Source organism: uncultured Psychromonas sp. (assembly GCF_947489755.1).
GTDB lineage: Bacteria > Pseudomonadota > Gammaproteobacteria > Enterobacterales > Psychromonadaceae > Psychromonas.
Window position 1 is genome coordinate 1 of record NZ_CANLFB010000011.1, and the last position, 14,073, is coordinate 14,073.

A 14,073-nucleotide genomic window follows, 5' to 3' on the forward strand; every position below is an offset into this window, starting at 1 on the left:
CCCATGACCTTTTGAGTCATAGGATTTTGATCTTCTTCAGCTAAAAATCAACTAATTTTCTTAACTGATCGGCATTATCCATTTGGGTCGCTTTTTATTATAGATCATCACGTTATCCTCAGCTTTTTATGTTATCGAGGATTAGTCTATTTGGCTATATTTTACGAGAACTTGTTAGACACTCCTGCCTCGGTTTGTGCCCCGAAGCGACTTAAAAAGGTATGGTTTATTACTCAATACCCTCGAGAGTAGCCATATCAGTTTACCAAAATATTTAGATTACATAATCATTAGACTTGGGTGCTTAAAAAGTGGTAAACAAGAAACTTTCATTAAGTGTTACTTATCGAGTAAATGAGTGACAGCATCAGCCCACCATGTTAATGCAGGCCCCATCGTTTTTTGTTTTGCCATGACACGTTCAACTTGAACTGGGCAAGGCTTATGGTCAAAACTTAGGTTCATACGTACCATATCGCCATTCTTTTCATATTTTTCTGCGATAAAGGCAGGTATGTAACTCCACCCTAAACCTTCTTTCACCATAGTGTTTATTGCATGAAATGAACTTCCCCACCATATATGTGAAGATATCATAGGCGAGTGCATTGAACTTTTTCCATCAAGCCCTTTAATCAATAATTGACGGTAAGGCATCAAATCAGAAACCGTGACTTTATCTAAGCTTGCCAATGGATGATTTGGATTTACAACACCATTAAAAGGTAAGCTGCCGACATAACATAAATCGACTTCTTGTGGAAAATCACCATTCGAAAACATTAACCCTAAATCGGCTTGACCAGAATGAATCATTGTTAATACATCGGATGCTGAAACGGTTAAAAGATCTAATAAAGTACTAGGAAAGTGCATTACAAAGGTATTCATCAGATCCGTGATTAAAGGGAGTAATGCATCATCGACGGCAATTCTTATCTGAGTTTCATGAGATAGATTTAATGAATCATTCACAGAATTAAGTTCATAAGTTTGCTGTAGGATGGACTCGGCAAATGGCAATAATCTTTTCCCATGAGGGGTTAAAGAAGGCTTACGACTAGTACGATCAAATAATGTCGTATTAAGCTCTATTTCAAGATTTCCTATGCCCTGGCTGACAGCAGATTGGACTTTACCCAACTTGCGAGCGCATGCCGAAAATGAACCTGATTTTTCAGTTTCTACAAACATTCTCAGTTGTTCTAAATTATACATATCACTTTTCCTGATAGTAACTAACTACATTCTTTCATAATAAATGATTACTATACATCTCAACACCCACAAAACAAAAAATGAAATTAAACATGAATACGAAAGAACGTATTATCCACAGCATATTATTTGAAGTGATTGCTTTATGCTTTATGATTTCTGCTACTAGATTATTCACCGATGTGGAATTTTCTTCAGCGACAGGTTTAGCAATTAGCTTGTCATTAATTGCTATGTGCTGGAATTATATATACAACTTAGGTTTTGACCATAAATTTGGCAGTGAGCGTATTAACCGTTCTTTTAAAATGCGAATATTCCATGGATTAATTTTTGAATTAGGCTTAACGATTATCACTCTTCCGCTTATGATGTGGGTGCTACAGTTAGATTTCTGGACAGTATTTATTATGGATATAGGGCTTGTACTTTTCTTCTTAATATACGCCATCATTTTTAATTGGTGTTATGACCTAATTCGTGCACGGATTACATATATTATTCATTACAGTAAAACAAATAAATACGAGTAGAAGCTAAGATTTCTACTCGCTCGAAAGTATTTCGCTACTGATTTAGAGTAATGAAAGTTGCTGTGAAAGTTGCTGGACACCCAACGACTTTACATCCTAAACCTTTGATTTAATTTCGATTAACTAGTAGATACCCAATACTTTATCATTCCTCATGCATTACCACGCAGAGCGTGGGAACGAGTTAATTGATCAAACTAGGTGTCAGTGAACGTTTAGCTATTTCCTTTGGGATCACCAGCAAAGGACCTTATTGTAGTTCGAAAACTAAAGTGATCAATATAACGATCAGTAATGAGTTTTTAGCCAGACAAGGTTTGATGTCATTAAAGGACTTGTGGATTAATATTCACTATTCATCATAAGATGAACCGCCCTGTGCGGAGCCGCATTCAGGGTGGTGTGGGGGCTGGGTTAGATACCTCCGGCTACCCGATTATATATTAGTACTTACAACAACTACCTAACTAATGAAATATGTGCACTAGTCTCATTATCTAACCGCAAACTAGCTTTAACCATTTGAGCTACAGTAGTTTTTCCTTTGTTATAATTAGAGACACTAATTATTGGTATAGTATCTGTATTACTTTCAAAACGGAGCTTCAGACGAATTTTTTTTATTCCGTATCTCAACTCTCCCACAGGATAATACCAATAGCCAGGATCCATCTCTATGTTAAGAGTTAAAGTATCACCTTTTACCTTTCGGGCTTTATCTTCTTCAGAAACTGTTGAATCATCCATGAGGTCCAGTAAATCTTTAAGCTTAATTTCCTTATCAGCAGCACCGGTATATGCTATCACTGCGTCATGTTGATATTTATCCATTTCAGCATCCATATGAGGCTTCACCAAACCACTTGGCTTATTTTCATTTTCAACTTGAAGATGTAACTCATCAATATGCCTGAATGTAGAAATAACTGAAAAACTTAAACCATCGAGCATAGCCAAAATTTGCTCATCTTTAACTTTTTCACAGGTTCTTAACTCGATCCCAAACTCTTTCGCAGTTATCTGCGCGGGTTTAGTAAAGCCTTTAGATGAGACAGCAATTGTTTTGATTGCTCCAATTTTCCGTTGTTTAGTAACTAATTGCTCAATCCACATATCATCTTGGACTTTTTTTCTATCTCTACACTCAACAGTAATTAGCACTGGCGTATTTTTATCGAAATAACGAATTGAAGCATCGACTTCACGTTGCCGATTAGTTACTAGATCAGTAATTCGATCTGGGGATTTAACAACAGCTCCTTTCGGAGACAGTACTTTCTCAATTTGAGCAACTGTTTCCTCAAAAATCTTCCAGTCTTCTTTTATTGAACTCTTCATACTTAATTGTACCAATGAGAAAATAACGCCAGCTTAAGCGGACTAAAATAGTTGGTTATAATGTGGAGCGAAGCGAAACCTAACCAACTGTTTTAGTTCCGTTTAAAGCTCTTGTTATCTCGTCGCTAAAGACGGCTTAAAATCAATTGCCTTGACCATATCAAATAACCACTTTTGAGCCTTGACGATATCTTCACTTTCGTAGCTATTATCATCATACCTAGCATTAGCACCACAAGTTATATAGTCCAAGTTTTGAGTAGACACCTTTTCCACATAGTATTCGTTAAATGCATTTACAAGGTTATCTATTTTATGCCCAAATTTCTTTTGATTTCTTAGCTCTTTCTCAGTTAAGCCAGCTTTTAGCAACCATGACTTCAATATTTTCTCTGCACATTGCATATATGCCCACCTTACTTGGCCAAAGTTTGATATATGAACATCAAGCTGTATTGTTATAGTTTTCAAATCAGCTCGAATAGCTTGATAATAGGGAATTTTAACAAGCCTCCAACCATTTAATATTTGGAAAGCATCAAGAGCGGATTGGAAAGAAATAGAAATTTCAATGCACTCAGTTTCATTCAAAGAGTCAATATATACTTGTGTCATCTTAGGTGACATTCTGAGGATATTCGTTTCATTATCACAACCTGTGTCCTCTAATTTTTTACTTATAAAAAAATTGCAACACCCATAAAACTCAGGAACTCGATAGAACCATAAATCACCTCGTATTTTATGATACAAGAATCCCAAATCAGAGTTGTATTTTTGATTATCACCATATTTATGGTCATACCATTGATGTAGCCATATACATAGTTGATTCCCGAAATCATTTTCCGGTAATAAAGAGTTAGGTGAAATAGGAATCCGTTCATTATTAAAATATCGGCTTACATCGCCTATAGCCTCCATATATCTAGATGTAATAGGGATCCCTTTCTTTATTAGCTCTTGATCTATATTCTCAAAGACTTCGTTAACTAAAATATCCTTTTTCACAAAAGTACTCCTGAGATATAACGCCACAAACAACAGCGAATAGGTTGGCGTTGTTTTTGCTCTTTTTTGTTCTTTTTTGTTCTAGCAAAAACGATGACAACCGTTTATGCGTCTAATTAATTTGTCTTGTTATAACTTACATATTTGCTTGCTCTACCAGTTTTACGGCTGCTCTTGTAAGCCTAAACAACCTACCACCACTTTTATTACGATCAGGGATTAATAAACCTAAACGGCATAATTTATCTAAGTCGTCATCAATAAATCGAGCATCGGTGATTTCAATACTACCTTGAGCATCCATTACTTGATAACAATTCCCAGACGAATCTTTGATTTCTAGGAACACACTCCCACCAGAAAGATCAAATTGTTTCAGTATTGAAAAAGCTTGCTCAGATAAACCTGCATGTGGAGATATCGCAGCTGCGACATCTGTAAACCCCTCAATTTGTGAAGCTAATTCGATTAAAGAGCTATCAAGCTGATTTAACTTTTGCAAAATTGCATCGTGGTTTCTCGCTAACAAGCTTTTGATACTTATCCCTAGCAAATGGTTAGAATGTATTTCATTAATTACATCTTTATGCCTTTTAGTCTCTAACCATTCCATGAATTCTTTATATTCATCATCTGATGCTGTACGCCTTTCAGACTTAAAATTACAAATTAAACCAATAAGCGTTGCAAAAGAGCTAATTAGTTCCATAGTTACCTCGTGTGTTATAACAGCATGTTAGCTTACAAAATGTCGCCTTTCAGGATGAAAGACCGCAGTAGCTAACATATTAAAAATAGATTTATATTACGCCACTTCTACAGTAAAACAATAAATTACAAGTGATAAATGAAGTTTACATCATGATAAAACACGGCAGTTTGCAATAATTACGGTGGAAATACATCAAAATAAGACACTGCTTATAAGGACACCAAAATAAAAGATGAAACATGTATCGTTTCGTTAAAATGTTAAGTGCTATTTTGATGATAATGTAGGTAGCAGAACGTTCAAAATAACATAAAAACTTAAATCGCTTTGAGCACCACAAGCTACTTACGACAGCTTCATAAAGTAAATAAGACTTCTGGCTGCATTGTAGGGAAATGAACATAACAAAGGTAGGATTTAGTGGCCTTTCATTTAATTGTGCTTAATAGATAGTATGATTTACTGTTTAGCAACTCGACAACTCATTATAAGCCTAAAAATAATGAGAATGGCAAAGAAAAAGAATGTGACTCCTAAGTAAAACTTAAGACTTGTAGTGCATAATTGAATTTTACAAAAAATCACGAGGCTATTTGCATGAAATTACTCTTAGTTGAAGACTCTGAATCACTTAGAAATAGTCTAAAAATGGGATTGGGGAATTTAGGGTTTACTGTAGATACAACAGGTGATGGCGCTGAAGGGTTAACAATGGCGACAATGGGAGATTATGATCTTATGATTTTAGACCTTATGTTACCTAGTGTTGATGGTTTAACCTTATTAAAAACAATTAGGCGTAAAAAGAGTGAATTAAAAGTGCTGATTCTCTCAGCTAGGGGAGAGACTGAAGACCGAATTGAAGGTTTAATCTCGGGAGCCGATGATTATCTAGCGAAACCGTTCTCTTTTGATGAATTACACGCCCGTTTACAAACCCTATCTAGAAGAGGAGCTTTGGTAATAGATGAAAATATTATTAAGGTTAATGATTTTATTTTAAATACTCAATTATTTACGCTGTCATTCCATGGGAAAAATATTAATTTAACACCAAATGAATATAAGCTAATTGAATGTATTTTTAAGCAAAAAAAACTCGTTTTTTCACCAGAGAAATTGAGTGAATATGTCGTAGGGCAATATGATTCTATGTCTAAAAATACAATAGAGGCTCATTTATCCTCAGCAAGGAAAAAAGCAAAAGCAGCCGGTGGAATATTACCAATTATTAATAAGCGTGGCTTTGGCTACATGGTTGATCAAACGTTATGATGTCTATCAGAAATAATTTAGTTAAAAGTCTATCGATTTCACTTTCTGTTGTTTTTGCTTTAGTGATGCTAATTATAGATGTAGTACTCGATAATTGGGTAGATAAAGAGTTTGAACAATCACTTACGAGTAAAGCTTCATTACTTGTTGCGTTAGTCTCAGAAGATGAGAAAGGTGTTGAATTTGAATTCTCTGGTGAATTCATGCCTGAGTTTGAAACACAAAATAACGCCGAATATTTTCAGTTATGGAGAGGTAATGACGTTTTTGAAAAATCAAACTCATTAGGTTTTCAATTAAATAGTAGTTTACCTTTTGTGCCTTTATTGGAAGGTAAAAAGAAAATTATTGAGGCCCAGTTACCTGATGGGCGTGACGGGTTAATTATTTATTATGCTTTTAAAGCACAAATCGATACTGCCAAAAGAGATGCATTTTATGCCCATTTAAAAGAAACGGGTGCTACCCAACCTACCATAGTCTTAGCTTATGCGGCTTCTACAGAAGAAACAGAAAGTATATTAACTTTTCTAGATATTTTGTTTGTTCTGGCGACATTTGTTGTTGTTTTTTTAGTGGTAAATGTGGTGCGAAATAAGGTAGATCGAGGTTTAATTCCATTAAATGAACTAAATAGTGAGCTTAAAAAAATCAAAATAAGCGATGATAATTTAAAGTTATCAAATAAAAATTTGTCGATAGAATTAGTACCGTTTATAGATAGTATTAATAGTTTTATTGATAAGAATAAAACCTTATATGAAAAAGAAAAACGGTTAACGTCAGACATCGCACATGAATTAAAAACCCCTATTACCGAATTGATTAACCTGACTGAAGTGGTTATTAAATTTCCTCAAGATAAAATAGCTAAAATTGATTACCCACAACAAGTGTTAGGTATTTCTTGGCGTTTAAAAGATGTGATATCAAATCTTTTATTACTCAATAAGTTATCCGGTAATGGACTCCCTAAGGATGATATTTTTGATTATCAACAAATTATCCATTCACTATATGTACCTTATGAAAGTCGCATAACTTTAGATTTGCAAACAGATCTCCCCCCTTTAGAAAATAATTTATTTGCAGTTGAAACCATTTTAAAAAACTTAATTAACAATGCTATCCAATACAGCCCTGAAAACTCTACAGTATTATTTACTTTAGCATCAGTGGGACAATTACCTCGCGTATCAATCTCTAATGAAGTATCTGAAGCATTGTCTGTTGAAGATTTAGAAAATATGTTTGAACCTATGTGGCAAAAAGATATTTCACGTAGTTCTAGTGAAAGTTTTGGTTTAGGTTTGGCTATTGTAGCGTCTCTTTGTAATGCGATTGATGCAGATATTAAAGTTACATTAGCCCAAAAAACGATTACTTTTGATGTGCTATTTACTTAACCTCAATTCTGGTTAATGAAAGCGGGTTTATATTTCACATCATAAGGCTATATTTTTTGATTAGCCACTGCCGTTAGCTTTGCCTAGGTCAGCGAATTATTGAAGTAATAACGGGTTATTGGGAAATAATTTAATGCATAAATTCGCTTAAATAGCGGTGTTGTATCGTTTTTATCCGGAACTAAGATTATCTATATTAAACCTTCAGTTTATATTAAGTGAACCTTAAGTCTTCCATGAAATAGTATTTCCTATCTTAACTTAGGAAAATTTCTATGATCTTATATACCTCTACAGGTACCAAACAGAAAAGTGCAGGGTCTTGCTCTATTGTTGTGCCAATTTATAACGAAGAAAATGTAATTACCCAGTTCCACTCTAGGTTAAATCAAGTTGTAAAATTATTAGATTTTCAAGTTCACGTCATTTATGTGAATGACGGCAGCCATGATAAAACAATTCAAATGATTGAGAACTTAACTAATTTAGAATATGACTTTACGTTAATTAATTTAAGTCGAAATTTTGGTAAAGAAGCCGCTATGTCGGCAGGGTTAAGTAAAGCTGATGGCGATTTCACTATTATCATTGATGTAGATTTGCAAGATCCACCAGAATTGATCCCTTCTATGATTGATAAATGGAAAGAAGGAGCCGATGTTGTTTGCATGCAGCGTAATAAAAGACATGGAGAATCATTGTTTAAGAAGGTTTCTGCGTTTTTATTTTATAAAACGATTAACCGTTTGGCAGATTGTGATATTCCTGAAAATGTGGGTGATTTTAGGTTATTAGATAAAAAAGTCGTGCACGAGTTAATTCAGCTACGCGAAAAAAATATATATATGAAAGGTTTATTAGCTTGGCCTGGATTTAATCAAGTTATTTTACGTTTTGATAGAGACCAACGATTTAGCGGAGAGTCAAAATGGCCGTTACAAAAATTACTCGCCTTAGCAATGGATGGTATAACGTCGTTTAGTACAAAACCATTACAAATAGCAACCTACCTTGGAGCAGCAATTGCTAGTGGATCATTCTTTTACGCTCTCTTTACTATTTTAAAAACATTCATTTTAGGTGAAACGGTGACGGGGTTCCCTACCATCATCGTGGCTATTACAGGGTTAGGAGGGGTACAACTACTTTCGATTGGCTTAATAGGTGCTTATGTAGGAAGAATTTATAACGAGGTTAAAAACCGACCTCGATTTATTGTAGCGTCTGAAATGAATAAAGCAGCAGCAGAAACGAGTAAGGTCGTTTCAATTTCATCCTCTCGAAAGGAGGTAATATAATGCAGAAATTGTCCATTCGCATTACCCTTTTTATCTCCATTATCATGCTCATTCGATTAGCCTCACTCCAGTTATATCCTTTAATGGATACTACAGAGGCAAGGTATGGAGAAATGGCCCGTTTGATGGTGGAAACCAATAATTGGATCACACCTCTATTTAATTATGATGTGCCTTTTTGGGGTAAGCCCCCTATGCAGACCTGGGTAAGTGCATTATCCGGAAAAATGTTGGGAATAAATGAATTTTCATTACGTCTTCCTCATTTTATCAGTGGCATGTTGACACTCGTCATTGTCGGTTATTTTGCTGATAGAAAACGCATGTCGCCATTACTGAGTGTGTTAATTTTACTGACTTGTACCGGTTTTTATATTGCAAGCGGTACGATTATGACTGATTCATTGTTAACTCTTTCAATGACTTTATCCATGTTTGGTTTTTATGTCGGATGGCAAAGTCATAGTAAAAAACATGCTTACTTAGGGTTTATTGGAATAGGCCTAGGGCTCCTCATTAAAGGGCCACTTATTATTGTTTTGATTGGCTTATCGATTCTTCCTTGGATCATTATTAATTATGGAATAGTAGAAGGAGCAAAACAATTTTGGTTACGTATCCCGATTGTTTCAGGGCTATTATTATCGTTAATGATTGCTGGTCCTTGGTACGTAATTGCCGAACACACTACGCCAGGTTTTCTTCATTATTTCTTAGTTGGTGAGCATTGGTCTCGGTTCACTGTTAGTGGGTGGAATGGAGATCTTTACGGTAATGCACATGATGAACCTAGAGGTATGATTTGGTTGTTTTGGCTATATACCGCATTTCCTTGGTCTTTGGTTCTCTTGTATCGGTTAATCAAAAGGTCAAATCAGAAAATGTTGTTTGCAAATAGTGAAAGTAAAAGCTGGCATACTTTTTTGATCTGTTGGTTAGTTTCACCCATGTTATTATTTACATTGTCGGGTAATATTTTACCTATGTATGTATTACCCGGTTTGCCAGCAATGGCTCTGTTATTAGCATCGGGGAAGCAATCATTAAGTAGAAGCGAAATAATCATCAGTTGTTTTGTGCCTGTTGCTGTTATTGGCTTATTAGTCTTTGGAAAACCAATATTTGAAGCAAAAAGTGATGTTGGCTTAATAGAAGCAACCAACAAGAAATTTCCAATATATTATCTTGATAAATACAGCTTTTCGGGACGATTTTACACCCAGGGGCAAGCTAAAATATGGACGGAAGAAAATCAACCAACAACGGCACCCTTCTACATTGTGACCGCTAATAATCAAATCAAAAACAATATGAAAATATTAAATGACTGTCGCTTCGAAGCTAAAAATAAAAAGCGCTCTCTGTATTTTTGTTCGAATAGTCACAATGAATAGTCACAATGAATAAAAAATTCTGCTTTTTAACCATTGGCGCAATTGCATTCTGCATTGACGCCAGTGTTTTTTGGTTCTTATTTGACGTAATGAGTATCGAAATGTATTGCGCTAGAATGACAGCATTTACTTTTGCAGTGTTAGTTACTTGGTATGGAAATCGCACCTTTACTTTTCAAGAGCGGAAGCAATTACCAATATATAAACAACTTAGAAGAGCTTTTGTTAGCTCTCTTTGCTCACTATTACCCAATATAGCGTTTTTTTACCTTTTAACTTCCGTTTTACCACAGCCTCATTTTATTCATATAGCATTTATAGGAGGAGTAATTGCAGGAACAATCAGTAATTTTATATTGAGTGATAAATTTGTTTACAGAGAATCCTAGCACTTGGAGTTAACTTATTTATTGGACGATCTGATTTAATATTTGTATCTCACTTTCGCCCCCAAAGTGAGATAGAACGCTCCGCTAATATGCCAATTATATTCACATATCTACACCTAAACCAGACCGATAAATAGTGTCAAAAGGATGAGATAGTTAAGAATTTAAGTAGTGATTAGTTCGGTACGCCTTTTGATTTAAAAACATAAAACAATAGTGCGCCTCGACAATCACAAATCCTTATGCTGATTAAAAAATCAGTCCAATCAAGCAAACGATAGAAGTTGAAATAAGTGATAATGGATACAGCATCTCAGATAATATCCGAGAAAAATGATCGATAATTTTTTCAGAGGAGAAACAGGGAAAGGAAATGGTGCAGGGCTTGGCATGTCGATTACGTTAGATATTATAAAACCTCACCGAAGTAAAAACAGGCGTTAGCTCGTCCAAATAATGCCAATACCCCAGCACAATCTTCCCCAAAACTAAAAATACACAGACTTTCTTAAGTTTCCATTAAGTTTCATTTCCTATTGTTATTTCAACAGATAAAAATAGGAACAAGATGATGACAGCAATTAATTCAAGAAAGCAGGTTAAGTTACAGATTATAGATAAAGATCATGCTTGCAGAAGTGATGTTGAATCTTATATAAAATCACGTTATGAGCAGGCATTTAATGCTCATATCGATGAGTTTATGCCAATGTTTGTTGCTATTTATGACCAACACCAACAATTACTATCAACATGTGGTTATCGAGTAGCTAGTGATGCCCCCCTATTTTTAGAGCAATATTTAGATGCACCAGCAGAGCAACTGATGGGCGAAGAATTTGGTCAAACTATCGAACGTCAGAAGTTAATTGAGTTTGGGCAGTTAGCTTCTTTTTCTCGTGGCATGTCACCCATGCATTTTATGCTGATGGCAGAGCACCTTGTCGCATTAGGTTATGAATGGTGCATTTTTACCGCAACCGATCCATTATACGCGATGATGTGTCGCTTGGGTTTAGAGCCAACTATATTAGCACATGCAAACTCAGGTCAAATTTCAGATACTCAAGATAAATGGGGAACCTATTACCACCACCGCCCTAAAGTTTCAGCAGGAAACCTCAAGGAAGGGCTACAGAAATTATTACAGCGTCCACTGCACAGAAGCAATAATTCAAAGTGGGTAGCACAAGCATGAAAACGTTATTTGAGACCATACAAAAACTTGCCGAGCAATCCCCCAGAAAAATAGCTTTGATAGGTGATCGCTATCATGAAGCGGATGATAAAATAGTTAATGGAAAAACTAACGAACAGATCAATTATCACCAACTCTGGTCAGAAATAATAGCGACTAAACATGCTTTATTAGCCCTTGATGTAAAGTGTATTGCACTACGCGCTGAAAATAGCATTGACTGGGCTATTATTGACCTTGCTTGTTTACTCGCAAAGATAGCTATTGTCCCCGTACCGCTGTTTTTTACTCAACAGCAAGTAACCCATATTTTAAGTTCAGCTAATATCGACCTACTAATTGGTGATTGGCCTGAACACCATCAGCAGCAACAATCAATGCTCTCTGGAATGCCTGTTATCGTTGTTACTCCGCAATCTATAGAGACATCACCATTAAATGAAACGATATTAAATAAAACCGCAAAAATCACTTTTACTTCAGGCTCTACGGGTCAACCCAAAGGCGTTTGTTTAAGCCAGCTACACTTGCAACAAGTGACACAAACATTAGCGGATACCCTCTCTGAAAGCACTCTACCTTCTCGTCATTTAGTCTTGTTACCTTTGTCTACTTTGCTAGAAAATATAACCGGATTATATGTCCCACTATTACTCGGTGTAACTTGCATCATTAAAGAGGGTAAATCGGTTGGTTTAATAGGTTCAAGCCAGTTTGATATTGCACTATTTATGCAAGCTCTGAAGCAATTTCATCCACAGAGTTTAGTGTTGACGCCTGCTTTACTGATGGCACTTATTCATATTTCAGTAATTAACCCTGAGTTGATTAAAGCATTACGCTTTGTGGCGGTGGGCGGTGCACGTGTCGCCAGCGCATTAATAAAGAAAGCGCGTAGTCAGCGCATCCCTGTTTATGAAGGTTATGGCTTGTCAGAATGTGGTTCAGTAGTAAGTTTGAATAGCCCACATTCAAATAAAATAGGCAGTTGTGGAAAAGTATTGGCTCATTGTACAGTCAGCATTGCCCCTGATGGGGAAATATTGGTTAGTGGTGCAAATATGCTTGGTTACCTTGGGCAACCGTTAACAGAGAAATCTATTCACACCGGCGATCTTGGTTATTTAGATAAAGATGACTTCCTACATATCAATGGGCGTAAAAAGAATGTCGTGATCACCCCTTTTGGACGAAACATTTCCCCAGAATGGATAGAGTCAGAAGCACAGGCTTATCCTGAACTGCAAAAAATAGTGGTACTGGGTGATAAAAATGACCAATTAACAGCCTTTATTGCAAATGCAGAGATTCCACAAAGTGACCTTATTAAAACGGTTCAGATATTCAATCAACAAAATCCAGATTACGCATCCATTAAAAAAATAATTGTCTGTAACGACTTTGTCACTTACCTCAATTTATTAACCAGTAACGGTCGACCTCGACGTTCTGAATTTAACGGACTTTTAAACAAAACCGAACAATTAAGTAAAGAAAATCAGTTAAGTCCACAGGTGAAAAATGAGTTAACCATTATTGATATACGTCATGCAGACAACAATTTACAGAACTGTAATTTAAAGGAAAAAGCCATGAACCAACCAACACCTTTTTTTGAAAAACTTAAAAGCGCAACACTTGATGCACAACAAACAATGTATCAAGCACCTATTTTTGCAGCCTGCCAACAAAAACAAATTTCATTACCCTTATATACGAGCTTTTTAACCCAGGCTTACCACCATGTGAAACACACTGTACCGCTATTGATGGCTTGCGGAGGAAGATTACCCGAACATTATGAATGGTTACGAAGCGCACTTGGCGAATATATCGAAGAGGAAAAAGGTCATCACGAGTGGATATTAAATGACATAAATGCCTGTGGAGAAAATGCTGAGCTTGTTCGTAACAACCAGCAACAAGGTAAAGTATGTGAGGCTATCGAATTGATGGTGGCTTACCTTTATCACCAAATTGATCGTTGTAATCCAATGGCATTTTTTGGCATGGTCTGGGTATTAGAAGGTACCAGCGTCAGTGTAGGTGGAAATATCGCATCACTAGTACAAGAAACCCTTGGCTTACCTGATTCAGCAATGAGTTATTTAACCTCTCACAGCACACTAGACCAAGAGCATATCAAATTATTTGAGTCGTTGATGAACAACATCACTGATATCGATGATCAACAAGCCGTAATAGAGGGGGCCAATATGGTGTTTAACTTATATGGAAAAATGCTGGCACAACTTACCATATCTGCGCCAATTCATAATATGCAAGTCGCTTAAGGATCAC

General features: G+C 35.8%; 13 protein-coding genes. 9 read left to right on the forward strand and 4 right to left on the reverse strand.

Going from position 1 to position 14,073, the window contains the following annotated elements; translation table 11 throughout:
• Positions 1-339: 339 nt before the first annotated feature.
• Positions 340-1,218 carry a LysR family transcriptional regulator gene (locus Q0794_RS07895; RefSeq protein WP_298941190.1) on the reverse strand — a complete coding sequence of 293 codons (879 nt, stop codon included), beginning with the start codon at positions 1,216-1,218 and terminating at the stop codon, positions 340-342.
• A 92-nt stretch (positions 1,219-1,310) separates the two neighbouring features.
• Here Q0794_RS07895 and Q0794_RS07900 point away from each other — a divergent pair, with 92 nt between their 5' ends.
• A complete protein-coding gene (locus Q0794_RS07900; RefSeq protein WP_298941191.1) occupies positions 1,311-1,751 on the forward strand; it encodes a PACE efflux transporter in 441 nt (146 codons plus the stop codon).
• A gap of 188 nt (positions 1,752-1,939) precedes the next feature.
• Positions 1,940-2,116 carry a Retron-type RNA-directed DNA polymerase gene (locus Q0794_RS07905; RefSeq protein ID WP_298941192.1) on the forward strand — a complete coding sequence of 59 codons (177 nt, stop codon included), beginning with the start codon at positions 1,940-1,942 and terminating at the stop codon, positions 2,114-2,116.
• A gap of 94 nt (positions 2,117-2,210) precedes the next feature.
• Here Q0794_RS07905 and Q0794_RS07910 read toward each other — a convergent pair whose 3' ends face one another.
• The 3 genes from Q0794_RS07910 to Q0794_RS07920 all read right to left on the reverse strand — a co-directional run bounded on the left by Q0794_RS07910 (position 2,211) and on the right by Q0794_RS07920 (position 4,809).
• Positions 2,211-3,089, reverse strand: coding sequence for a hypothetical protein (locus Q0794_RS07910; RefSeq protein WP_298941193.1), 879 nt, complete (start codon positions 3,087-3,089; stop codon positions 2,211-2,213).
• A gap of 114 nt (positions 3,090-3,203) precedes the next feature.
• Positions 3,204-4,100 carry a hypothetical protein gene (locus Q0794_RS07915; protein WP_298941194.1) on the reverse strand — a complete coding sequence of 299 codons (897 nt, stop codon included), beginning with the start codon at positions 4,098-4,100 and terminating at the stop codon, positions 3,204-3,206.
• Positions 4,101-4,236: 136 nt separating this feature from the next.
• Positions 4,237-4,809 carry a hypothetical protein gene (locus Q0794_RS07920; protein ID WP_298941195.1) on the reverse strand — a complete coding sequence of 191 codons (573 nt, stop codon included), beginning with the start codon at positions 4,807-4,809 and terminating at the stop codon, positions 4,237-4,239.
• A 600-nt stretch (positions 4,810-5,409) separates the two neighbouring features.
• On the opposite strand from Q0794_RS07920, the gene Q0794_RS07925 reads away from it, so the two are divergent.
• The 7 genes from Q0794_RS07925 (at position 5,410) to Q0794_RS07955 (ending at position 14,066) form a co-directional block, all read left to right on the forward strand.
• Positions 5,410-6,087: a response regulator transcription factor gene (locus Q0794_RS07925; protein WP_298941196.1), complete on the forward strand. Its 678-nt coding sequence runs from the start codon at positions 5,410-5,412 to the stop codon at positions 6,085-6,087.
• The gene (locus Q0794_RS07930) at positions 6,084-7,493 is read left to right on the forward strand and encodes an ATP-binding protein (RefSeq protein WP_298941197.1); all 1,410 of its coding nucleotides are present in this window, start codon (positions 6,084-6,086) and stop codon (positions 7,491-7,493) included. Before Q0794_RS07925 ends, Q0794_RS07930 begins: the two co-directional genes overlap by 4 nt.
• A 275-nt stretch (positions 7,494-7,768) precedes the next feature.
• Positions 7,769-8,791: a glycosyltransferase family 2 protein gene (locus Q0794_RS07935; protein WP_298941198.1), complete on the forward strand. Its 1,023-nt coding sequence runs from the start codon at positions 7,769-7,771 to the stop codon at positions 8,789-8,791.
• Complete coding sequence (locus Q0794_RS07940) at positions 8,791-10,185, forward strand: glycosyltransferase family 39 protein (protein ID WP_298941199.1); 1,395 nt, start codon at positions 8,791-8,793, stop codon at positions 10,183-10,185. Before Q0794_RS07935 ends, Q0794_RS07940 begins: the two co-directional genes overlap by 1 nt.
• Before the next feature lie 5 nt (positions 10,186-10,190).
• Complete coding sequence (locus Q0794_RS07945) at positions 10,191-10,574, forward strand: GtrA family protein (protein ID WP_298941200.1); 384 nt, start codon at positions 10,191-10,193, stop codon at positions 10,572-10,574.
• A gap of 568 nt (positions 10,575-11,142) precedes the next feature.
• Positions 11,143-11,772, forward strand: coding sequence for a thermostable hemolysin (locus tag Q0794_RS07950; RefSeq protein ID WP_298941201.1), 630 nt, complete (start codon positions 11,143-11,145; stop codon positions 11,770-11,772).
• Positions 11,769-14,066, forward strand: coding sequence for an AMP-binding protein (locus tag Q0794_RS07955; RefSeq protein WP_298941202.1), 2,298 nt, complete (start codon positions 11,769-11,771; stop codon positions 14,064-14,066). The genes Q0794_RS07950 and Q0794_RS07955 overlap by 4 nt, the downstream gene beginning before the upstream one ends.
• The last annotated feature ends 7 nt before the right edge of the window (positions 14,067-14,073 follow it).

Bases quoted from the DNA above. Each gene is read 5' to 3' on its own strand.
- Q0794_RS07895 (WP_298941190.1), bottom strand. From the start codon at position 1,218: ATGTATAATTTAGAACAACTGAGAATGTTTGTAGAAACTGAAAAATCA.
- Q0794_RS07900 (WP_298941191.1), top strand. From the start codon at position 1,311: ATGAATACGAAAGAACGTATTATCCACAGCATATTATTTGAAGTGATT.
- Q0794_RS07910 (WP_298941193.1), bottom strand. From the start codon at position 3,089: ATGAAGAGTTCAATAAAAGAAGACTGGAAGATTTTTGAGGAAACAGTT.
- Q0794_RS07920 (WP_298941195.1), bottom strand. From the start codon at position 4,809: ATGGAACTAATTAGCTCTTTTGCAACGCTTATTGGTTTAATTTGTAAT.
- Q0794_RS07925 (WP_298941196.1), top strand. From the start codon at position 5,410: ATGAAATTACTCTTAGTTGAAGACTCTGAATCACTTAGAAATAGTCTA.
- Q0794_RS07930 (WP_298941197.1), top strand. From the start codon at position 6,084: ATGATGTCTATCAGAAATAATTTAGTTAAAAGTCTATCGATTTCACTT.
- Q0794_RS07935 (WP_298941198.1), top strand. From the start codon at position 7,769: ATGATCTTATATACCTCTACAGGTACCAAACAGAAAAGTGCAGGGTCT.
- Q0794_RS07940 (WP_298941199.1), top strand. From the start codon at position 8,791: ATGCAGAAATTGTCCATTCGCATTACCCTTTTTATCTCCATTATCATG.
- Q0794_RS07945 (WP_298941200.1), top strand. From the start codon at position 10,191: ATGAATAAAAAATTCTGCTTTTTAACCATTGGCGCAATTGCATTCTGC.
- Q0794_RS07950 (WP_298941201.1), top strand. From the start codon at position 11,143: ATGATGACAGCAATTAATTCAAGAAAGCAGGTTAAGTTACAGATTATA.
- Q0794_RS07955 (WP_298941202.1), top strand. From the start codon at position 11,769: ATGAAAACGTTATTTGAGACCATACAAAAACTTGCCGAGCAATCCCCC.